This window comes from Pseudomonas sp. 5Vm1k (assembly GCF_056161485.1).
Window position 1 is genome coordinate 278,487 of record NZ_JBSPCZ010000001.1, and the last position, 20,698, is coordinate 299,184.

The following is a 20,698-nucleotide window of genomic DNA, read 5'->3' on the forward strand; positions in this document are numbered from 1 at the left end:
TGTCAGCCTTGCCGCCAACTGTTTTACCTTTCAGAGAAACATCGTGCTCCCGCCCAGTAAACGCTTCACCCCGGCCTTCGGGCTCAGTAACCCGCACTTGCAAACCTTGTGGGGACCGCTATGGCGCAAAACCACACATATCGAACGCGAACGTGAACGTCTTTGGCTTGAGGACGGCGATTTCCTCGACCTCGACTGGCACGGCCCGCATACCGCCAACGCGCCATTGGTGCTGGTGCTGCACGGGCTGACCGGTTCGTCGAACTCGCCCTATGTGGCGGGCCTGCAAAAAGTCCTCGGGGATCAAGGCTGGGCCAGCGTTGCGCTGAACTGGCGCGGTTGCTCGGGCGAACCGAATCTGTTGCCGCGCAGCTACCACTCCGGCGCCAGTGAAGACCTGGCCGAAGCCATCCAGCACCTGAAAGCCAAACGACCGCTCGCGCCGTTGTATGCGGTGGGCTACTCCCTGGGCGGCAACGTGCTGCTCAAGCATTTGGGTGAAGCCGGCAGCGACAGCGGCGTGCTCGGCGCCGTGGCAGTGTCGGTGCCGTTTCGCCTCGATCAGTGCGCCGACCGTATTGGCCAGGGATTTTCCAAGGTCTACCAGGCGCATTTCATGCGCGAGATGGTGGCCTACATCAAGAACAAGCAGCGTCAGTTCCAACATGACGGACGCGAGGATGGCTTGGCCGCCTTGGCCGCGCTGGGCTCGTTGGAAAACATGCGCACCTTCTGGGATTTCGATGGCCGGGTCACCGCACCGTTGAACGGCTTTGCGGACGCCGAGGATTACTATCGCCGCGCTTCCAGTCGTTACTTCCTGGGAGAAATTCGCACGCCGACCCTGATCATTCAGGCGGCGGACGATCCGTTCGTGTTCCCCCACAGCCTGCCGCAGGCCGATGAACTGTCCGCCTGCACTCAATTCGAATTGCAGGCCAAGGGCGGGCATGTGGGTTTTGTCGACGGTTCGTTCAGACAACCGGGTTACTACCTGGAACGCCGTATTCCCCAATGGCTGACCGCCGCGGGTCGCGAGTAAGGCATGGACTCCGATCAGGGCGAATCAATTCGTTTCTGGCAAACGGCGCCACTGGCCGGGGTCGAGCTGTTATCCGCACGTTACATCGAACACCGTTTTGCGCCCCACGTGCATGATGGCTATGTCATCGGCATGATCATGGCCGGCGCCCAGCGTTATCGCTATCGCGGCGCCGAACACCTGGCGGGTAGCGGCACGCTCGTTTTGATCAACCCCGACGAACTGCACACCGGCCATAAAGGCACGGAGGACGGCTGGTTGTATCGGGCGTTTTATCCGGACAGCGGGCAGATTCTGTCGTTGTTGGCCGAGCTGGAATTGCCGACCAATGAGTTGCCGGCGTTTGGCGCCACGCTGTATCGCGATCCGGATCTGGTGAAGGGTTTCTGCCAGTTGCACCGTTTGCTGGAGAGCCCGTCCACGGCGCTGCAACAGCAAACGGTCTGGCGGGAGATGATGCTGTCGCTGCTGCAACGTCATGCTGCGGTGCCAATTGCCGGCAAACCCGGCAAGGAACACCGGGCGGTGACTTTGGCCAAGGATTTACTGCATTCGCAATTGGCGGCACCACCTTCGCTGGAAGAACTGGCGGCGGCAGTGAATCTGTCGCCGTTCCACTTCGCCCGGGTGTTCCGCCGCGCCACCGGTATGCCGCCGCACACCTGGCTGATGCAACAACGCATCGCCCGGGCGCGGGCGTTGTTGCAGGGCGGGTGTTTGCCGCTGGAAGTTGCCACGCAGTTGGGGTTCGCGGATCAGAGTCATCTGAGCCGACAGTTCAAGCAGGTTTACGGGGTGGGGCCGGGGGCGTATCGCAGTGCTCGGCAGTTACCCGAAGATTGAGCCCGACACAGAACCTAATGTGGGAGCGGGCTTGCTCGCGAATGCGGTGTGTCAGTCAACATCTTTGCTGAATGACACACCGCATTCGCGAGCAAGCCCGCTCCCACAGGGGATTTGTGTTTGTGTGGGTTATTCGCCGATGGCGATGCCCCGCGCCGGCTCGTTGATCCACTCGCTCCACGACCCGGCATACAACGATCCCAACGGATAACCCGCCAGGCACAACGCAAACAGGTTGTGGCACGCCGTCACACCGGAACCGCAATACGCCACCAACTCCGTCGGCGAACGATCACCCAGTTTCGCCGCAAACCGCTGCTTGAGCTGATCGGCCGGCAGGAAGCGCCCATCACCGCCCAGGTTTTCGGTGAACGCCGCACATTGCGCGCCGGGAATGTGCCCGGCAATCGGGTCGATCGGTTCCACTTCGCCCTTGAAGCGCGGCAAGGCGCGGGCGTCGAGCAGGGTCAGCGCCGGTTGGCCGAGACGTTGCTGGAGTTGTTCGGCACTGAGTAACAACGAAGCATCCGGCGCACCGCTGAAAGTGCCACGCAAAACCGAAGGCGCATCAAGACTCAACGGCAACCCGGCCGCGTGCCAGGCCTTGAGCCCGCCATCAAGGATGAACACGCCATCGCGCTTGCCCAGCCAGGCCAGCAACCACCATGCACGCGCCGCGTAGGCACCGGGACCGTCGTCGTAAAGCACCACTTCGCTGTCAGCATTGATGCCCCAGGCTTGCAGGCGTTCGATCAGGTCTTCGGGCTCAGGCAACGGATGACGCCCGGTGACGCCCTTGAAGATCGTCCCGCTCAGATCCCGCTCCAGATCGGCAAAGCTCGACCCGGCGATATGCCCTTCGGCATAGCTGCGCTGACCGTAGTCCGGGTCTTCGAGGGCAAAACGACAATCCAGAATCACCAGCCCCGGCTGCTCCTTTTTCAGGTCCAACGCTTGCGGGCTGATCAGTTGCGCAATGGGCATAACGGGCTCCTGTGCTTAAGTCGGTGTTTGATCCTACTTCACTTCTTCCAGGGCTTGGGCCAATGGCACGTAAAACTCTTCGAACAGTGCGTTGACCTGGCCGCGCGCCTGATCGGTGACAAACCCGGCCTCCAGCACCAACACCTGATACACCCCGCGCTTGATTGCTTGCTCACTCAAGTGATTGGAGTTTTCCCGCGTGGTGCACAGGAAACGCACCCAGGACGTGAGGATGATCCAGGCATTGATAGTCAGGGATTCGATCTGCACGCGGTCCATATTGAGGATGCCGGCCTCGACGAACCCGACGTAGATGGCCGTGCCCTGGATCACGCAGCGCTGGGAAAAACGCCGGTAACGGGCGGCCAGGTCCGGGTCGCTCTCGAGCAGATGTTCGAGGTCGCGGTGCAAGAACCGGTAGCGCCACATCGCCGACAGCAGCTCCTTGAGGTAGTAGCGCTTGTCTTCCACCGTGGCGGCGCGGCCCTGGGGCGGACGCAGGAAGCTGTCTACCAGAGCTTCGTACTCACTGAACAACACGGCGATGATCGCCTGCTTGTTGGGGAAGTGGTAGTACAGGTTGCCCGGGGAAATTTCCATATGGGCAGCAATGTGGTTGGTGCTGATGCTGCGCTCGCCCTGTTGATTGAACAGCTCCAGGCTGTTCTGCACGATGCGCTCGCTGGTTTTGATCCGTGGGGCCATGGCTTGAGCTTTAATTCAGAGTGCGATAACGGGCATCTTACGACCTATCCACGAGTGGATAAAACAAAGGCGCGCCAGGAAGTCATTTGACTTTCTAGAGCATAGACTCTAAAAAGTCTCTCATTACAATAAATCCGGAGCCGACCATGTCCGCCGACATTGCTTATTTGCAGAACCTACAGCAGCCGTTGGACGAGCTCCAGACTTTGTTCGAGGCGCAACGCGCCGCTTACGCCGCCAACCCGATGCCAACCGCCGGCCAACGCCAACAATGGCTCAAGGCGTTGCGCGATCTGTTGAGCAGTGAACGGCAGGCGCTGATCGATGCGATCAGCCAGGATTTCAGTCACCGCAGCGCCGACGAAACCCTGCTCGCCGAGCTGATGCCCAGCCTGCATGGCATTCATTACGCCAGCCACCACCTCAAAAGCTGGATGAAACCTTCTCGACGCAAGGTCGGCATCGCTTTTCAACCGGCGTCAGCCAAAGTGGTTTATCAACCATTGGGCGTGGTCGGCGTGATTGTGCCCTGGAATTACCCGCTGTACCTGGCCATCGGGCCGTTGGTGGGGGCGTTGTCGGCGGGTAACCGGGTGATGCTCAAACTCAGCGAGTCCACGCCTGCCACCGGGTTGCTGCTCAAGGAGTTGCTCGCTCGGGTGTTTCCGCAAGACCTGGTCTGCGTGGTGCTGGGCGAGGCTGATATCGGTGTCGCGTTCTCGCGGCTGAAGTTTGATCACCTGCTGTTCACCGGCGCCACCAGCATCGGCAAACACGTGATGCGCGCAGCGGCCGAAAACCTGACTCCGGTGACCCTTGAATTGGGTGGCAAGTCACCGGCCATCGTCTCCCGGGACGTGCCGCTGAAAGACGCCGCCGAACGCATCGCTTTCGGCAAGACCCTCAACGCCGGGCAAACCTGCGTGGCCCCGGACTACGTGCTGGTGCCCGAAGAGCGTGTCGGTTCTTTCGTCGAAGCCTATCGCCAGGCCGTTCGCGGATTTTATCCGACCCTGGCCGACAATCCGGACTACACCGCCATCATCAATGACCGACAACTGGCGCGGCTCAACGGCTACCTCAGCGATGCCACCAGCAAGGGCGCGCTGCTGATTCCGTTGTTCGACCAGGGCCAAGGGCGGCGCATGGGCCACAGCCTGCTGCTGAATGTCAGCGACGACATGACGGTAATGCAGGACGAAATCTTCGGTCCGCTGTTGCCGATCGTGCCGTACAGCGATCTGGATCAGGCATTTGCCTACATCAATCAACGGCCTCGTCCACTCGCGCTTTACTACTTTGGCTACGACAAACGCGAGCAAAATCGCGTACTCCACGAAACCCATTCCGGCGGTGTGTGCCTGAATGACACGCTGCTGCATGTGGCTCAGGACGACATGCCCTTCGGCGGCATCGGTGCCTCGGGCATGGGCCATTACCACGGCCATGAAGGCTTCCTGACCTTCAGCAAGGCCAAGGGTGTGCTGATCAAACAGCGCTTCAACGCGGCGAAGCTGATTTACCCGCCGTACGGCAAAACCATTCAAAAACTGATTCAGAAACTGTTTATCCGCTAACACTTCTCACCGCCGGGTAATAACAATAATGAGCCCAAGCCTGTCCGATACACCCGCGCTGTCACGGCGCGGCTTGCTGAAATTCAGCCTGGGCGCCAGCGCCTTCCTGGCCACGGCCGGGTTGGGAGCGAGTCTCAGTGGTTGCTCGTCGAGTATTTCCGCCGACGGTTTTGCGATTCTGCGCAGCGGCGACCTGCTGTTTTTGCGGGCGCTGATCCCGGTCATGCTCGACGGCGCCGTGGCCACCGAGAAAATGCCGTCAGCCGTCGATGGCACCCTGAAAACCCTGGATAACGGCCTTAATCACCTGTCGCCGGAAATGCTCAAGCTGACCCGGCAGTTATTCGATGTGCTCGGAATGGCCGTGACCCGTGGGCCGCTGACCGGGATCTGGGGCAGTTGGGAAAATGCTTCCGCCGATGAGATCCGGCACTTCCTTGATCGCTGGGAAAACAGTTCGTTGAGCCTGCTGCGCATGGGGCACAGCTCGTTGCTGCAACTGGTGATGATGGCGTGGTACAGCCGGGCGGAGTCCTGGGCGCATTGCGGGTATCCCGGGCCTCCCACCGTTTGAGACCGTGGCGCCCCCTTCGCGGGCAAGCCTCGCTCCTACAAAGGCTTGCCGCCAGCCGCCTCACCACCGAATCCAAAATAAGAAGAGAACCCGAACATGCCCGTACCCGATCCGTTCCGCGAAGGCCTGGCCCGTGGCTGGAAAACCTACAACGGCGCGCAATTGACCCAGGACCTGACCCTGGAAGCCGACGTGGCGATCATCGGCAGCGGCGCCGGCGGTGGCACAACAGCCGAAATCCTCAGCGCCGCCGGCTACAAGGTGCTGCTGATCGAAGAAGGCCCGCTGAAAACCAGCAGCGACTTCAAGATGCTCGAAGACCAGGCCTACACCAGCCTCTATCAGGAAGGTATCGGCCGCATGAGCAAGGACGGCGCGATCACCATTCTTCAGGGTCGTGCAGTGGGCGGCACAACGCTGATCAACTGGACGTCGAGCTTCCGCACCCCGGACCCGACTCTGGAACACTGGGCCAAGGAGCACGACGTCAAAGGTCACAGCCCCGCCGAGATGGCGCCGTGGTTCGAGAAAATGGAACAACGCCTGGGTGTCGCGCCGTGGATGGTTCCGCCCAACGCCAACAATGACGTGATCCGCAAAGGCTGTGAGCAACTCGGCTATAGCTGGCACGTTATTCCGCGCAACGTGCGTGGCTGCTGGAACCTCGGCTACTGCGGCATGGGCTGCCCGACCAACGCCAAGCAATCGATGATGGTGACGACCATTCCGGCGACCCTGGAAAAGGGCGGCGAGCTGCTCTACCTGGCCCGTGCCGAGAAACTGTTGATCAAGGACGGCAAGGTCACCGGCCTCCATTGCGTGGCGATGGACGAGCGTTGCGTCGCGCCCACCGGTCGCAGCATCACGGTCAAGGCGCGGCATTACGTGCTGGCCGGCGGCGGGATCAACAGCCCCGCGCTGCTATTGCGCTCCGACGCACCCGACCCGCACAAACGCCTGGGCACCCGGACGTTCCTGCATTTGGTAAACATGTCCGCAGGGCTATTCGACGAGGTGATCAATCCGTTCTACGGGGCGCCGCAGTCGATCTATTCCGACCATTTCCAATGGCAGGACGGCACCACCGGCAAAATGTCCTACAAGCTCGAAGTCCCTCCTCTGCAACCGGCACTGGCGGCGACCCTGCTCGGCGGTTTCGGTCAGGAAAACTCGCAGCACATGGAAAACCTGCCCCACACCCACGCCATGCTCGCGTTGCTGCGCGACGGTTTCCACCCGGACAGCCCTGGCGGCAACGTCGAGTTGCGCGGCGATAACACGCCAGTGCTCGACTATCAGGTTTCACCCTACGCCTGGGACGGCTTGCGTCGAGCGTTCCACAGCATGGCCGAGATCCAGTTTGCCGGTGGCGCCAAAGCGGTGATGCCGATGCACGCCGACGCGCACTATGTAAAAAACATTACCGAGGCCCGCACCCTGATCGACGGTTTGAGCCTTGAGCTGTATCGCACACGCTTGGGCAGCGCTCATGTGATGGGCGGTTGCGCGATGGGTGAAGACCCGAAAAACGCTGTGACGGATAGCCTTGGTCGACATCATCAGCTCAGCAACCTGTCGATCCACGATGGCTCGCTGTTCCCCACCAGCATTGGCGCAAACCCACAATTGTCGGTGTACGGGCTGACGGCGCAACTGGCGACAGCGTTGGCAGATCGCCTGAAAAACCCATGAAAAACCGCACTATTCCCATCGTCTATAGTGCTTTCTTACCTAAAAGGCGACTTTCCCGACCGGGAAGGCTGCGATACCATCCGAGTCCCCAACGGACTCCCGCCAGGACGACGCGATGAACCGAGTGTTGTACCCAGGTACCTTCGACCCTATTACCAAGGGCCATGGCGATCTGGTCGAACGCGCCGCGCGCCTGTTCGATCACGTGATCATCGCCGTCGCTGCCAGCCCGAAGAAAAACCCGTTGTTTCCCCTGGAACAGCGTGTGGAGCTGGCCCGCGAGGTCACTAAACATCTGCCCAACGTTGAAGTCGTCGGCTTCTCGACGCTGCTCGCGCACTTCGCCAAAGAGAAGAACGCCAACGTGTTCCTGCGTGGTTTGCGCGCAGTGTCAGACTTCGAATACGAATTCCAGCTGGCCAACATGAACCGCCAACTGGCTCCGGATGTGGAAAGCCTGTTTCTTACCCCATCCGAGCGTTATTCGTTCATTTCCTCGACGCTGGTCCGTGAAATCGCAGCCCTGGGCGGCGACATCACCAAGTTCGTCCACCCAGCGGTGGCGGACGCCCTCACCGAACGCTTCAAGAAGTAGGATCTGCCGAAGGCTGCGATCTTTGTGGGCTGACACCTCAATTTTGGCAGCCACCGCAGACCGCGATCCCCTGCACTTGATCGCGCCCGCGTGCACTGCGGGCGCCAATGCGGCACAATTGCGCGCATTGGTTTATTGCGCCCGGGCCTGCCGCCCTGGCTGGAGTTAGCATGTCCCTGATCATCACCGACGATTGCATCAACTGCGACGTCTGCGAACCCGAGTGCCCGAACGCCGCTATTTCACAAGGCGAAGAGATCTACGTGATCGACCCGAACCTGTGCACCCAGTGTGTCGGCCACTACGACGAGCCTCAGTGCCAGCAAGTCTGCCCCGTGGATTGCATTCCGCTGGACGAAGCCCATCCAGAGACTGAAGAACAGTTGATGGAGAAGTACCGGATCATTACCGGCAAGGCTTGAGTCTTTTGGCGTCTGTGAGGACGCCTTCGCGGGCAAGCCCGCTCCCACATGGGATCTGCTGTGTTCACACACTCTGATTAACAACCCAGATCAAATGTGGGAGCGGGCTTGCTCGCGAAGGCGCCATCCGCCAAACCGAAAATCTAACTGCCTTCATTCCCGCTGTTCAAACCCTTCCCCGATACACCCCAGGCACCGCACAAACGCGGCTTTCGCCGGATCGACCACCAACGCCTGCCCCGCATCGCCAATGCCGCCACCCAGCGCGGTAAACGGCAACGACACCACAAACACCCCCGCACCAATCACCGTTGCCGCCACCAGCAAAGGTCGGGCAATCAGCAAGTCGCCGATCATGGCGTAGGCCGGTGGGTTCTGGATGGTGTAACGCGGGTCGCCGCTGCCGTTTTCAGCCGCCAGCGCCGGCAGACCGACGCTCAGCAACAAGGCAACGACAAAGGTTCGAAACGAATTCATGGCACGGTCCTTCGGCTAGGCAGTGAGAACACTGACTATAGACCGTAGGAGTTATCAGCTCTGGCAGCGCGGGCAAAAGACGCTGGCGCGCTGGCCCAGGGTCACGCTACGCAACTCCGTGCCGCAGACTTTGCACGGCTGACTGCCACGGCCGTAGACGAACAGTTCCTGCTGGAAATAGCCCGGCTGGCCGTCGCCACCGATAAAGTCCCGCAACGTCGTACCGCCGCGCTCGATGGCATGGGCGAGGATGCGTTTGATCTCGATCGCCAGTTTCAGATAACGCGCCCGGGAAATGCTCTTGGCTTCGCGGCGCGGGTCGATACCGGCGGCGAACAATGCTTCGGTCGCATAAATGTTGCCGACCCCCACCACCACTGCGTTGTCCATGATGAACGGCTTGACCGCCATGGAGCGTCCGCGGGACTGCTGGAACAATCGCTCGCCGTCGAACAGGTCGGTCAACGGCTCCGGTCCCAGGCGAATCAGTAACTCGTGGTTGAGCGGGTCGAGGCTCCAGAGCATCGCGCCAAACCGACGCGGGTCGGTGTAACGCAGGGCCAGGCCAGATTCGAGTTCGATGTCCACATGCTCATGCTTGGCCGCCGGCGTGCCGACTTCCACCAGGCGCAGATTGCCCGACATGCCCAAATGGCTGATCAGGGTGCCAACCTCGGCATTGATCAACAGGTACTTGGCGCGGCGCTCCACCAGTACGATGCGCTGGCCGGAAAGGCGCACATCCAGGTCTTCGGGAATCGGCCAGCGCAGACGCCGCTCACGCACGATAACCCGGCTGACCCGCTGGCCTTCCAGGTGCGGGGCGATGCCCCGGCGGGTGGTTTCGACTTCTGGCAGTTCGGGCATGGCGTTCTCAGGAAATACCGGACACTCAGTGATGAGCGCCGAGGTCGCGAATCGTTTGTTTGAGGGTCTCGAAATCGTAATCCGAGAGGCCGACATAATCGAGCACCAACGGCCCAATGCTGTCCCACTCGTGATCTTCAGTCTGGTTGCCCAGCACCCGATAGGACGCGCAAATGTGCTCGGCCATTTTCAGGATCGACAGCAGGTTTTTCAGCTGACTGTTGCGCGAAGTCTCGTCACTGAAGATCGCCAGGGCATTGTGGTGATTGGCGATGGCGGCGCTGATGTGTTCCGGCAAGCGCCAGGACTTGGCCGTGTAGTAACCAACCACCGCGTGATTGGTGTTGTACACCCGGTTCTCGGTGTCCACGACCCGGTTTTCCGGGCTGGCGCTGGCGTAGGCCTCTTCCAGGGTTTTCATGTAATCGGGGAAGCGCTTGAGCATCAGCGGCACGCCGCAGTCGTGGAACAGGCCCAGCGCATAGGCTTCGTCGCCCGCCTGAGAGCCGATGCGCTTGGCCAGGGTCAGGCAAGTCATCGCCACATCCTGAGCCGTGTCCCAGAAGCGGTTCAGGGTGACGATGGTGTCGTCGTTCATCTCGCCCTTGATCGACTGCGCGTTGATCAGGTTGATGATCGAACGGCTGCCCAGCAGGTTCACCGCGCGCTGGATCGAGGCGATCTTGTTGCTCAAGCCGTAGTACGGCGAGTTGACGATTTTCAGCAACGCCCCGGAGAGGCCCGGGTCCTGGGCAATCAGCTTCGCGATCACTTCCAGGTCCGGATCGGGCATGTACTGCTCCATCTGCAGATCCACCATGATCTGCGGCTGGGCCGGCACGCTGATCCCTTGCAGGGACTGTTGAATCTGTTCGGAAGTCAGCTCTTGGGACATAAGTACACACTCTGGGACAGGCGCCGATTCTAACCCTTATAAAGTTGGATCCGACACAGTGGCCGGCAGATCGCTGAAAATTTCATCCAATACCCGGCCATTCCTGGGGCTGATGTGCAACCTTCTGTGGCGAGGGAGCTTGCTCCCGCTGGACGGCGAAGCCGGCCCAAAATCACGACTGCTGCGCAGCCGAGCGGGAGCAAGCTCCCTCGCCACAGGTCTATCTGCCGAGCCGGGGCCTTGCGCAACACGCTATACTCCCGCTCTTTTTTCCGGAGCGACGTCATGTCCCTGCCTAGCCTGCGCCTCAAAGCCAACGCCGACCGACGCCTGCGAAACGGCCACTTGTGGGTCTACAGCAACGAAATCGACGTGGCTGCCACCCCGTTGCACGGCTTCAAGCCCGGTGACCAGGCGATCCTCGAAGCCGCCAGCGGCAAGCCGCTGGGCGTCGTTGCCATGAGCCCGAACAACCTGATCTGTGCGCGCCTGCTGTCGCGCGACGTCAAGTTGCCGCTGGACAAATCGCTGCTGGTGCATCGCCTGAACGTCGCCCTGTCCCTGCGCGATCGCCTGTTCGACAAGCCGTTCTATCGCCTGGTCTACGGCGATTCCGACCTGTTGCCAGGCCTGGTTGTCGACCGTTTCGGCGACATCCTGGTGGTGCAGATCGCTTCGGCGACCATGGAAGCTCATAAAGAAGACGTGATCGCGGCGCTGACCCAAGTGCTCAAGCCAAGCGGCATTCTGTTCAAGAACGACTCCGCTGCCCGTGACGCCGAAGGCCTCAATCGCTACGTCGAAACCGTGTTCGGCCTGGTGCCGGAGTGGGTTGCGCTGGAAGAGAACGGCGTGAAATTCGAAGCGCCGGTCATCCAGGGTCAGAAAACCGGCTGGTTCTACGACCACCGCATGAACCGTGCACGTCTGGCCCCTTACGCCAAAGGCAAACGCGTTCTCGACCTGTACAGCTACATCGGCGGCTGGGGCGTGCAAGCGGCCGCGTTCGGCGCCAGTGAAGTGTTCTGCGTCGACGCATCGGCCTTCGCCCTCGACGGTGTCGAGCGCAACGCCGCGCTGAACGGCGTCGCCGAGAAAATGACCTGCATCGAAGGCGATGTATTCGAAGCCCTGAAAGAGCTGAAAGCCAGCGAAGAGCGTTTCGACGTGATCGTGGCCGACCCGCCGGCCTTCATCAAACGCAAGAAAGACATGAAGAACGGTGAAGGCGCCTATCGTCGCCTGAACGAGCAAGCCATGCGCCTGCTCAGCAAAGACGGCATTCTGATCAGCGCTTCGTGCTCGATGCACCTGCCGGAAGATGACCTGCAGAACATCCTGTTGACCAGCGCCCGTCACCTGGATCGCAACATCCAGATGCTCGAACGAGGCGGCCAAGGCCCGGATCACCCGGTGCACCCGGCGATTGCCGAGACTCGCTACATCAAGAGCATCACCTGCCGCCTGCTGCCAAACAGCTGATTACGCGGGTTTGACGGGGAGCCAGCAGGCTCCCCGTTTGCTTTCCAGCAACGACTTCCCCCCTGAATTCTTCTATTTCTTACACTTGCCGTCCTACTGACGTGCAGGAAGTTTCCCTGCATCTTTTATTCTAAAGATTAAGACCTACAAACTTCCCCTGACATGAAGATAGCTCCCACAAAATTATTGGAACAATCCTACCGAATTGCCCCTTGATAAGAACTCATTACAAACTATGATTGAGTTGTCACCAAGAAGTGGCACTCACTATCACTTACAAGGAGTTCAAAACATGAAAGCAGTTACTCTGGAAACCAACAAAATCGCTAACCTGGCTTTTCTGGTTGCCCCTAAAGCCCGTTAAGTAAATGAGACGCTGGGGAGTGCCGGCTTACCCAGCGTTTTCTATGGCACAGCCCAGAGCGAACCGCCCGTCATGCATATAAACCCTCATCTCTTCATACTGCCCCGTACACCTGGACAAATCGTCTGGGATTATAGGAGCCATAAGCAGTTCGAACTTAATCTCGAGTATTCAACCCGACTCGCCCAACTTATCAACAACCCTGAGTCATTCGACAGCCTCAACATAATAGACACTCAATTCCTGAACACCGGAATACTGACAACATCAATACAAGACACTAATGAATGGGGCTGGGATGAACTATCGAAGATATTCCATATCGGCACCAAGAACATACCTTGCGAATATACTCCACAGAATATCCATGAATGGTCGAGACACTATCTGGACCATTGCAACGACGTATTGACCTCCAGCGCACCAGGTTCCAATTTTGCCCACCGCTCGGCCAGCGAACTGATCAACCTGCCCGAGCCCTCCGGCTTGCCGGCCGATAGCCTGGCCGATGCCCTGATTCTGCGTAAGACCTGCCGGTCGTTCACCGGCAAAGCGATGTCCCTCGCCGAGGTCAGCACCTTGCTTTATCTGTCCCTCGGCTACCTGAAAGAACGCGAAGACGATGTCGACGAGACGGTCGCGCAAGGTTTGACCGCGCGCCGCAGCAGCCCTTCGGGTGGAGGTCTGAATGCCTGCGAAGGTTTTCTGCATGTGCAAAACGTCAGTGGACTGGAACCTGGGCTTTACGCCTACCATCCGGCCGATCATGCACTGAGCTTCGTCAACCCACTGCCCGACTCGCCCTTGGGTCAATTGCTGTGTGGGCAACATTTCATCAATAACCTGCCCATCGGCCTGTTCATCAGCGCGCGCTTCGACAAGCTGTGGTGGAAGTACCAACACTCCCGCGCTTACCGGATGGCCTACGTCGAGGCCGGTCATATTTCCCAGACGTTCCAACTGGTGGCCACCGCACTGGGTTTGGGCACCTGGCTGACGGGGGCGCTGACGGACGATCAGGTCGAAACATTGCTGGGACTTGAGAACAGCGCGGAACAACCGCTGTTTTTTGTCGGCTGTGGCCAGAGCGATGGGCAAGTGATGTGCGAGGAATTGAAAGCGCTGCTGAATGAGGGCACGCAACAATGACCGGCTCCTCTGCTCTCCCGGAATTCTGGGCCCGGCGTTTCACCTTGGGTGACTGGAATACCCGAGCCTCGGTGCGAGCCAGCGCGCACACCTACCTGTTGCCACCGGATCTGGAACAGCAACTGGAAACGCGACACTGGTTTCCGCCCGCCTTTGTGCCCTACCTCAGCCACCCGAGCATCAAAGCGGCAGGCCAATCGGTCATCCATCGCTTATCGGCCAACCATCTGGTGTATTTCCTCGACTACACGACCTTGCTGGAACACCGCATCGTTAATCGTTCGGTGGAAATCATCGTCCACGGCGAGCTGGACATCAGCATTCCGCAGCGGATGAAAACGGCCGCCTTGCAGCTCTACACCGATGAAGGCTTTCACGCGCTGTTCTCCAACAGCCTCGCCGAGCAGATTGCCGCTCATTACGGCAACACCCAGCGCCCGGTGATGCCACAACGCATAACCCGACTCAACGCCCTGATCGACCAAACGCCGGACCGGTACAAGGCGCTGGCCTGGTTTCTGATCGGTTTCGTCTCGGAGACGATTATCGCCAAGGAGTTGCTCGATGTTTGCGGTGACACGCTGGTGTCCAGCGTTCAGGAGATGCTCAGGGACCACCTCACGGACGAAGCGCGTCACAGCCGCTATTTCTCGGAAGTGTTCCATTACCTGTGGCTGACGCTGACCAGCAGCCAACGCACATTCGCCGCCAAACATCTCGTGGACATCATCCTGGTGTTCTTTGAAATCGATGCGCGATGGTTGAAAGAAAGCCTGTTCAGCGCAGGACTGAATGGCGCTGGTGTTACAGCCATCCTCGGCGGACTGACAGACCCGCAAGCCGTTGTCTTGCGGGCCCGCTCAGGAGCTAGTGCTACGCTCCAGGCCTTACGCAACGCAGGGTTCTTCGACCTGCGCAACAACCAGCAACTTTTCATGCAGGCAGGACTTGTCGATGGATGAAGGAAAATCTGCTGTCAGTCTCAAAAAGCGCCGCGCCGCGGTCATCCTGTTGATGACCATGGTGTTGCTTGGAGTGTTTCCGCTGGATGTCTTGTTGCCTTCGTTTCCAGCACTGGCCGAACACTTTCGGACCACTCCGGCCGACATTGCTTTTTCCATCAGTCTGTTCGCCGTCGGCATTTCGCTTTCCCAACTGCTGATCGGGCCGCTGTCAGATGCCATCGGGCGCAAGGGACTGCTGCTGGCGGGAATGGCAGTTGCGATCATTGGCGCGGCGGGATGCCTGCTTTCCACTGAATATTCCTGGTTCCTGTTGTTCCGGGTGGTTCAGGCCATCGGCTGCGGCTGTTTTGTGCTCACTCAGGCCCTGGTTCAAGACCTGTTCGAAGGTAAGGAGCGAGACCGCCTGAGAATTCTCATGGTGACCGCCAGCGGGATTTTCATCTCCATTTCCCCCCTGGCCGGGACTCTGTTGCAACAAGCCATGGACTGGCCCGGAAGCTTTGTGGCCTTCATCGCTCTGGCCGGCGCGGTGTTCCTGAAAGCCTGTTTCTTTCTTGAAGACCAGCGCCCCACCCACGTCATGCGCCAAGGCATCGTCCAGTCATACCGAGTGGTCTACCGCGACGCCGGGTTTATTGGCTATTGGTTGATTGCCGCGATTGCCTTTGCCTGCCATTTTTCCTTCATTGTCATTTCGCCGCTGATCTTCATGGATCAGTTGCAGCTCTCGCCCTACGCGTTCTCGTTGACGTTGCTGCTCTATGGTCTGGCTTACATCATTGGCGGCATCGTCGCCCGTCTGCTCGGCGGGCGGATCGCCCCCAATACACAGATCATTGTGGGCCTGGGCCTGATCTTCTTTTCGGGCCTGGTGATGCTCATGCTTTCAACCTTGCTGGGGCTCTCGACCCTGACCGTGTTGATCCCGATGATCATCTGTACCGCCGGCACCACCATCGCCCGCCCCGTCGCCACTTCCAAAGCCATGGAGGTCTTTCCGGACAAGGCAGGCACGTCAGCGGCGGCGGGCAACACTTTGGTGTTCATCTTCGGTGGGTTGATCAGCGCCCTCATCAACCTGAGCAACACCGACCTGCAGGCGACCCTGGCATTCAGTTTTCTGTTGTTGAGCGCTACCGGTATCGGCCTCAATGCACTGATTACCCGGCGTCATCGGGTACTGGCGGTCGGGTGAAAGCTGCCAGTCGTCATCCTGCACGCTGCGTCAGCGCTGGATCCACACTTTCCGGCATTCCCTCCTGACGCCAGCGGTGTAGAATCGCTGGATTCATCGCCATTCATCCCCCGGCGGGTTTATGAGCTCAGGCTGAGGCAAGCGGCGATCCCGCAAAGTCATCGGCAACTTCCGGACACACGGCCATTTCTGAGTGTTCCAGACGTCAATAGAAGCTCACTCCCCTTTGATACCTGATTAGCCGCCCGGAGTGCTCCATGCCTGATTACCGCTCGAAAACATCCACCCACGGCCGCAACATGGCCGGTGCCCGCGCACTGTGGCGCGCTACGGGGATGAAAGATGACGACTTCAAGAAGCCGATCATCGCCATTGCCAACTCGTTCACCCAGTTTGTACCGGGCCACGTCCACCTCAAGGACCTGGGCCAACTGGTCGCCCGCGAGATCGAACGCGCCGGCGGTGTAGCGAAAGAATTCAACACCATTGCCGTGGATGACGGCATCGCCATGGGCCACGACGGCATGCTGTATTCGCTGCCGAGCCGCGAGATCATCGCCGACTCCGTCGAATACATGGTCAACGCCCACTGCGCCGACGCCATCGTCTGCATCTCCAACTGCGACAAGATCACACCTGGCATGCTGATGGCCGCCTTGCGCCTGAACATCCCGGTAATCTTTGTCTCCGGCGGCCCGATGGAAGCCGGCAAGACCAAACTGGCCAGCCACGGTCTCGACCTGGTCGATGCCATGGTGATCGCCGCCGACTCCAGCGCTTCTGACGAGAAAGTCGCTGAGTACGAGCGTAGCGCCTGCCCGACTTGCGGTTCGTGCTCCGGCATGTTCACCGCCAACTCGATGAACTGCCTGGTCGAAGCCCTGGGCCTGGCATTGCCGGGTAACGGTTCGACCCTGGCCACCCACAGCGACCGCGAACAGCTGTTCCTGCAAGCCGGCCGCACCATCGTCGACCTGTGCAAGCGTTACTACGGCGACAACGATGAGTCGGTATTGCCGCGCAACATCGCCAACTTCAAGGCGTTCGAAAACGCCATGACGCTGGACATCGCCATGGGCGGCTCCACCAACACCATCCTGCATTTGCTGGCCGCGGCCCAGGAAGCCGAGATCGACTTCGACCTGAAGGACATCGATCGTCTGTCCCGCCACGTACCGCAATTGTGCAAAGTCGCGCCGAACATCCAGAAGTACCACATGGAAGACGTGCACCGTGCCGGCGGGATCTTCAGCATCCTCGGCTCGCTGGCCCGTGGCGGCCTGTTGCACACCGAGCTGCCGACCGTGCACAGCAAGAGCATGGCCGAAGGCATTGCCAAGTGGGACATCACCCAGACCACCGACGAAGCCGTGCACCACTTCTTCAAGGCCGGTCCTGCGGGCATCCCGACGCAAACCGCGTTCAGCCAGTCGACCCGTTGGGAAACCCTGGACGACGACCGTGAAAACGGCTGCATCCGCAGTGTCGAACACGCTTACTCGCAAGAAGGCGGCCTGGCCGTTCTGTACGGCAACATCGCCCTTGATGGCTGCGTGGTGAAAACCGCTGGCGTCGACGAGTCGATCCACGTGTTCGAAGGCAACGCGAAGATTTTCGAAAGCCAGGACAGCGCCGTACGCGGCATCCTCGCTGACGAAGTGAAGGCCGGCGACATCGTGATCATCCGTTACGAAGGCCCGAAAGGTGGCCCGGGCATGCAGGAAATGCTGTACCCGACGTCCTACCTGAAATCCAAAGGCCTGGGCAAAGCCTGCGCCCTGCTCACCGACGGCCGTTTCTCTGGCGGTACCTCGGGCCTGTCCATCGGTCACGCTTCGCCAGAAGCCGCTGCGGGTGGTGCGATTGGTCTGGTGCAGGATGGCGACAAGGTGCTGATCGACATTCCGAACCGCTCGATCAATCTGTTGGTCAGCGACGAAGAACTGGCCGCACGCCGAGTCGAGCAGGATCAAAAAGGCTGGAAGCCAGTCGAGAAGCGTCCACGCAAAGTGACCACCGCGCTGAAAGCCTACGCCCTGCTGGCCACCAGCGCCGACAAGGGTGCAGTACGTAACAAAGCGATGCTCGACGGGCTGTAATACTTACCGTCGAAAAAATGCCCCGCCAAGTGCGGGGCATTTTTTTGAGTTCACCTCGAACAACTGTGGGAGCGAGCCTGCTCGCGAAGGCGGTGGATCAGCCAGCATTGATATTGACTGACCCGACGCTATCGCGAGCAGGCTCGCTCCCACAGGGGATTTGTGTCGATCACAATAGTGTGGCCTTACACAGTTCCTGTTGATCGTTCCCTTCAGAACTGCGGTTTGTACGTCACACTGAACATCATGTTGCGCGGATCGCCGAAGTAGTTGTTGCCTGCGACCTGGCTGTACGACGGGATGAAATATTGTTTGTCGAACAGGTTGTTGAAGTTCACCGCCAGCGTCACCTCATCGCTGGCCTCGTAAGCAACCCGCGAATTCCAGATTGCAAAACCGGGCTGATCGAACTTGCGATCAAAACCGACGGTACTGCTTTGCGCGTTGACTCCCGCACCAACGCTGACTTTATTAAAGTCTCCCGGCAAGGTGTAGTCCCCCCAGATCCGCAGCATATGCATGGGTGTAAAGGTGGAGAAAACCTTGCCCTCAAGCTCCGGGTCCTTGAGGAATTTGGTGGTGTTGTAGGTGTAGCTGCTGGCCAGTTGCAGGCCCGGCGCGACTTCACCGCTGATCTCGGCTTCAATGCCTTGGCTGCGAACCTTGCCCGATGCCGTCGAGCAGTACCAACCGTTGCATGCCTCGTCGGTTTCGATGTTGGTGGTGAAGTCAGTGACCGCACGATTGTTTTGAATGTAACGGAACAGCGCCAGCGAGGTGTTGAGCTGGCCATCCATCAACTCACCCTTGATGCCCAATTCGTAGCTTTTGCCTTCAACCGGCGGCAGTGCGGTTTTTTCCTTGGTTAACTGAACCTGAGGGATGAACACTTCGGCGTAGCTGCCATAGACCGACCAATCATCATTGAGCGCGTACACCAGACCGGCGTATGGCGTGACCTTGCCGCTGGACTTGACCGAGCTTTTCTCGCCACCCTCTTGCAGCTCACGGGCGAAATAGTTGTCCTGATCAAACTTGAAGTCGTACCAACTGGTGCGCGCACCGAGGATCAGGGTCAGCGGCTCGGTCAGCTTGACCTTCCACGAACCGTAAATGCCTTTCTGCCGAACGTCGTAGGTGCTGACGGCCAGGTTGGCGCTGTCGGCGATGCTGTCGAAAGTCTGGTCAGGACGATGATGGTCGATGTCGGTAATGTCCACGCCCGACGAAAACGCCCGGGCATAAGCGTCATCGGTGGTGTATTTCGAATAGTTGGCGCCCAGCACCAGGCTTTGCTTGAACGACAAGGCTTCGAAGTCACCATTGACGAAAACGTCCAGGCCCCGGTTTTTGCCGTAGAAGTCGGTGGAGTAATCCGCATAGCGCGGCCCTGTTGTCGTACCGACGGGCACGGCTCCGGTGATGAACTGATACGTCGCTTCGTTGGACTCGTTCATCCCGATCGCCGACGCCTTGATTTTCCAGTTGTCGTTGAAGTGGTGTTCCAGGTCCAGGTACACGGCGGTCTGGTCGTTGACCGAACGGTTCCAGGTCGAGCCGGTGTAGGTGGAGCGCGGCAGGTCCAACGGCTTACCATCGGAGTAACGCGGCAAGGCGATGAAATACGGTCGGCCATGGCTTTTCTTGTTGCTGAAGCCGACGCCGAGCACAGTGTCGTCGCTCAAGTCGAAGTCCAGCGCGCCGTACACGGTCTGCTCCCAGTTCCAGGTGTAATCGGAAAACGAATGACCTTTCTCATAGTTGACCACCGCGCGGCCACGCACCGTGCCGGTTTCGTTCAGCGGGCCACCGACATCCGCTTGCGAGGCATAACGGTCCCAACTGCCGGCCTTGGCACTCAAAGTCACGGTCGGTGCAGCTTGCGGGCGTTTGCGCACCAGGTTGATCGCGCCGCCCGGGCTGTTGGCGCCCTGAAGCAAGCCCGCCGCGCCGCGCAAGACTTCCATGCGGTCGTAAATCACCATGTTTTCGGTGATGTAGCTGCCCAGCGCGTAGACGTCGCGAGGGACAGGCACACCGTCGTATTGCAGTGCTTCAATGTCGAAACCACGGGCAAACATGAACATGCCGGGGCCGGGTGACCTGATCGAACTCAGGCCGGGGATGGCTTCAACCGCTTGGGTCAGGGTGGTGATGTTGCGGTCATCCATGGCCTTGCGGGTCAGCACGCTGACCGATTGCGGGATGTCTTTGAGCTTCTGAGTGCTTTTACCAATGGTGACGGCGCCGGTGGTATAGGAACCACTGTCTTCGGTGGTAGCTCCCAGCCGCTGAGCACTCACTTTGGTGGCGCCCAATTCCATTGCCGACCCCGTAGCCAGGCGTTTTTCCAGGGTCACACTGTCACTGTCGATATAACTCGCCTCCAGCCCTGTGCCCCCGAGCAACCGCGCCAACGCTTCATCTTTGCCATAGCTGCCGCGCAGGCCTGGCGATTGCACACCTTGGGTCACTTCGGCCGAGACCAGCACTTGAACACGGGTCACGGCTGAAAACGCAGCCAGCGCCGCGTCCAGAGACTGAGCGGGAATCTCGAAGCGATAGAGCTGGGCCTGTGCGGCAGGTGCGGTCTGTGCGTAGACCGGCCCGCCCGCAACTGTCATGCCCAGGGCCAGCGTCAACAAGGTCGGCAGGCCGGGCAGGCGCCGGGCGGCATTCAGATGTCCCATGGATGTTTCCCCAATGATCGAAGTCGGTGTTGCGGCGCGGCACTACTTGAGAGTGCTTATTGTTTACGCCTCAGTGATCAA

18 protein-coding genes are annotated in these 20,698 nt (G+C 59.6%); 12 read left to right on the forward strand and 6 right to left on the reverse strand.

The genetic code is table 11. The features are described 5' to 3' along the window. The first annotated feature begins 43 nt into the window (after positions 1-43). Entirely contained in the window at positions 44-1,042 is a 999-nt protein-coding gene (locus tag ACWIKB_RS01230; protein ID WP_475264995.1) for a hydrolase, read from the forward strand. A 3-nt stretch (positions 1,043-1,045) separates the two neighbouring features. After that, a complete protein-coding gene (locus tag ACWIKB_RS01235; protein ID WP_475264996.1) occupies positions 1,046-1,885 on the forward strand; it encodes an AraC family transcriptional regulator in 840 nt (279 codons plus the stop codon). 129 nt (positions 1,886-2,014) lie between these two features. Here ACWIKB_RS01235 and ACWIKB_RS01240 read toward each other — a convergent pair whose 3' ends face one another. Both ACWIKB_RS01240 and ACWIKB_RS01245 read right to left on the reverse strand, forming a co-directional pair. Next, a complete protein-coding gene (locus ACWIKB_RS01240; RefSeq protein WP_475264997.1) occupies positions 2,015-2,869 on the reverse strand; it encodes a sulfurtransferase in 855 nt (284 codons plus the stop codon). 33 nt (positions 2,870-2,902) lie between these two features. After that, positions 2,903-3,574 carry a TetR/AcrR family transcriptional regulator gene (locus tag ACWIKB_RS01245; protein WP_475264998.1) on the reverse strand — a complete coding sequence of 224 codons (672 nt, stop codon included), beginning with the start codon at positions 3,572-3,574 and terminating at the stop codon, positions 2,903-2,905. A 146-nt stretch (positions 3,575-3,720) separates the two neighbouring features. On the opposite strand from ACWIKB_RS01245, the gene ACWIKB_RS01250 reads away from it, so the two are divergent. The 5 genes from ACWIKB_RS01250 (at position 3,721) to ACWIKB_RS01270 (ending at position 8,434) form a co-directional block, all read left to right on the forward strand. After that, positions 3,721-5,151 (forward strand): coniferyl aldehyde dehydrogenase, encoded by a 1,431-nt coding sequence (locus ACWIKB_RS01250; RefSeq protein ID WP_475264999.1) that lies wholly within the window; start codon positions 3,721-3,723, stop codon positions 5,149-5,151. 28 nt (positions 5,152-5,179) lie between these two features. Continuing rightward, positions 5,180-5,725: a twin-arginine translocation pathway signal protein gene (locus ACWIKB_RS01255; RefSeq protein ID WP_475265000.1), complete on the forward strand. Its 546-nt coding sequence runs from the start codon at positions 5,180-5,182 to the stop codon at positions 5,723-5,725. Positions 5,726-5,821: 96 nt separating this feature from the next. After that, the gene (locus tag ACWIKB_RS01260) at positions 5,822-7,417 is read left to right on the forward strand and encodes a GMC family oxidoreductase (protein ID WP_475265001.1); all 1,596 of its coding nucleotides are present in this window, start codon (positions 5,822-5,824) and stop codon (positions 7,415-7,417) included. Positions 7,418-7,532: 115 nt separating this feature from the next. Then, positions 7,533-8,012, forward strand: a complete 480-nt coding sequence (gene coaD, locus ACWIKB_RS01265; RefSeq protein ID WP_007945531.1) for a pantetheine-phosphate adenylyltransferase — start codon at positions 7,533-7,535, stop codon at positions 8,010-8,012. A 170-nt stretch (positions 8,013-8,182) separates the two neighbouring features. Next, on the forward strand, positions 8,183-8,434 hold the full coding sequence (locus ACWIKB_RS01270) for a YfhL family 4Fe-4S dicluster ferredoxin (protein ID WP_038358877.1): 252 nt from the start codon (positions 8,183-8,185) through the stop codon (positions 8,432-8,434). 153 nt (positions 8,435-8,587) lie between these two features. On the opposite strand, the gene ACWIKB_RS01275 is transcribed toward ACWIKB_RS01270, so the two are convergent. From ACWIKB_RS01275 to ACWIKB_RS01285, 3 genes are read right to left on the reverse strand one after another with little or no spacing between them, the layout of a single operon-like run. Beyond that, positions 8,588-8,911 carry a multidrug transporter gene (locus tag ACWIKB_RS01275; protein WP_475265002.1) on the reverse strand — a complete coding sequence of 108 codons (324 nt, stop codon included), beginning with the start codon at positions 8,909-8,911 and terminating at the stop codon, positions 8,588-8,590. Between the two features lie 54 nt (positions 8,912-8,965). Then, positions 8,966-9,778, reverse strand: coding sequence for a bifunctional DNA-formamidopyrimidine glycosylase/DNA-(apurinic or apyrimidinic site) lyase (gene mutM / locus ACWIKB_RS01280; RefSeq protein WP_475265003.1), 813 nt, complete (start codon positions 9,776-9,778; stop codon positions 8,966-8,968). Between the two features lie 25 nt (positions 9,779-9,803). Then, positions 9,804-10,619, reverse strand: a complete 816-nt coding sequence (locus ACWIKB_RS01285) for an HDOD domain-containing protein (protein ID WP_475265383.1) — start codon at positions 10,617-10,619, stop codon at positions 9,804-9,806. Positions 10,620-10,958: 339 nt separating this feature from the next. Between ACWIKB_RS01285 and ACWIKB_RS01290 the strand changes: the two genes are divergently transcribed. From ACWIKB_RS01290 to ilvD, 5 genes are all read left to right on the forward strand, one after another. Continuing rightward, positions 10,959-12,155 carry a class I SAM-dependent rRNA methyltransferase gene (locus ACWIKB_RS01290; protein WP_475265004.1) on the forward strand — a complete coding sequence of 399 codons (1,197 nt, stop codon included), beginning with the start codon at positions 10,959-10,961 and terminating at the stop codon, positions 12,153-12,155. Positions 12,156-12,591: 436 nt separating this feature from the next. Further along, a complete protein-coding gene (locus ACWIKB_RS01295) occupies positions 12,592-13,668 on the forward strand; it encodes a SagB family peptide dehydrogenase (RefSeq protein ID WP_475265005.1) in 1,077 nt (358 codons plus the stop codon). Beyond that, a complete protein-coding gene (locus ACWIKB_RS01300; protein WP_475265006.1) occupies positions 13,665-14,630 on the forward strand; it encodes a diiron oxygenase in 966 nt (321 codons plus the stop codon). Before ACWIKB_RS01295 ends, ACWIKB_RS01300 begins: the two co-directional genes overlap by 4 nt. Continuing rightward, positions 14,623-15,828 (forward strand): MFS transporter, encoded by a 1,206-nt coding sequence (locus ACWIKB_RS01305; RefSeq protein ID WP_475265007.1) that lies wholly within the window; start codon positions 14,623-14,625, stop codon positions 15,826-15,828. The genes ACWIKB_RS01300 and ACWIKB_RS01305 overlap by 8 nt, the downstream gene beginning before the upstream one ends. Before the next feature lie 257 nt (positions 15,829-16,085). Beyond that, the gene (gene ilvD / locus ACWIKB_RS01310; RefSeq protein ID WP_123404122.1) at positions 16,086-17,927 is read left to right on the forward strand and encodes a dihydroxy-acid dehydratase; all 1,842 of its coding nucleotides are present in this window, start codon (positions 16,086-16,088) and stop codon (positions 17,925-17,927) included. Positions 17,928-18,139: 212 nt separating this feature from the next. On the opposite strand, the gene ACWIKB_RS01315 is transcribed toward ilvD, so the two are convergent. Next, a complete protein-coding gene (locus ACWIKB_RS01315) occupies positions 18,140-20,617 on the reverse strand; it encodes a TonB-dependent siderophore receptor (protein ID WP_475265008.1) in 2,478 nt (825 codons plus the stop codon). Between the last annotated feature and the right edge of the window lie 81 nt (positions 20,618-20,698).

Excerpts from the sequence above, each read along its gene's own strand:
- ACWIKB_RS01245 (WP_475264998.1), bottom strand. The coding sequence starts at position 3,574 with ATGGCCCCACGGATCAAAACCAGCGAGCGCATCGTGCAGAACAGCCTG.
- ACWIKB_RS01260 (WP_475265001.1), top strand. The coding sequence starts at position 5,822 with ATGCCCGTACCCGATCCGTTCCGCGAAGGCCTGGCCCGTGGCTGGAAA.
- ACWIKB_RS01295 (WP_475265005.1), top strand. The coding sequence starts at position 12,592 with ATGCATATAAACCCTCATCTCTTCATACTGCCCCGTACACCTGGACAA.
- coaD (WP_007945531.1), top strand. The coding sequence starts at position 7,533 with ATGAACCGAGTGTTGTACCCAGGTACCTTCGACCCTATTACCAAGGGC.
- ACWIKB_RS01255 (WP_475265000.1), top strand. The coding sequence starts at position 5,180 with ATGAGCCCAAGCCTGTCCGATACACCCGCGCTGTCACGGCGCGGCTTG.
- ACWIKB_RS01300 (WP_475265006.1), top strand. The coding sequence starts at position 13,665 with ATGACCGGCTCCTCTGCTCTCCCGGAATTCTGGGCCCGGCGTTTCACC.
- ACWIKB_RS01305 (WP_475265007.1), top strand. The coding sequence starts at position 14,623 with ATGGATGAAGGAAAATCTGCTGTCAGTCTCAAAAAGCGCCGCGCCGCG.
- ilvD (WP_123404122.1), top strand. The coding sequence starts at position 16,086 with ATGCCTGATTACCGCTCGAAAACATCCACCCACGGCCGCAACATGGCC.
- ACWIKB_RS01250 (WP_475264999.1), top strand. The coding sequence starts at position 3,721 with ATGTCCGCCGACATTGCTTATTTGCAGAACCTACAGCAGCCGTTGGAC.
- ACWIKB_RS01275 (WP_475265002.1), bottom strand. The coding sequence starts at position 8,911 with ATGAATTCGTTTCGAACCTTTGTCGTTGCCTTGTTGCTGAGCGTCGGT.
- ACWIKB_RS01315 (WP_475265008.1), bottom strand. The coding sequence starts at position 20,617 with ATGGGACATCTGAATGCCGCCCGGCGCCTGCCCGGCCTGCCGACCTTG.
- ACWIKB_RS01235 (WP_475264996.1), top strand. The coding sequence starts at position 1,046 with ATGGACTCCGATCAGGGCGAATCAATTCGTTTCTGGCAAACGGCGCCA.
- ACWIKB_RS01240 (WP_475264997.1), bottom strand. The coding sequence starts at position 2,869 with ATGCCCATTGCGCAACTGATCAGCCCGCAAGCGTTGGACCTGAAAAAG.
- ACWIKB_RS01270 (WP_038358877.1), top strand. The coding sequence starts at position 8,183 with ATGTCCCTGATCATCACCGACGATTGCATCAACTGCGACGTCTGCGAA.
- ACWIKB_RS01290 (WP_475265004.1), top strand. The coding sequence starts at position 10,959 with ATGTCCCTGCCTAGCCTGCGCCTCAAAGCCAACGCCGACCGACGCCTG.
- mutM (WP_475265003.1), bottom strand. The coding sequence starts at position 9,778 with ATGCCCGAACTGCCAGAAGTCGAAACCACCCGCCGGGGCATCGCCCCG.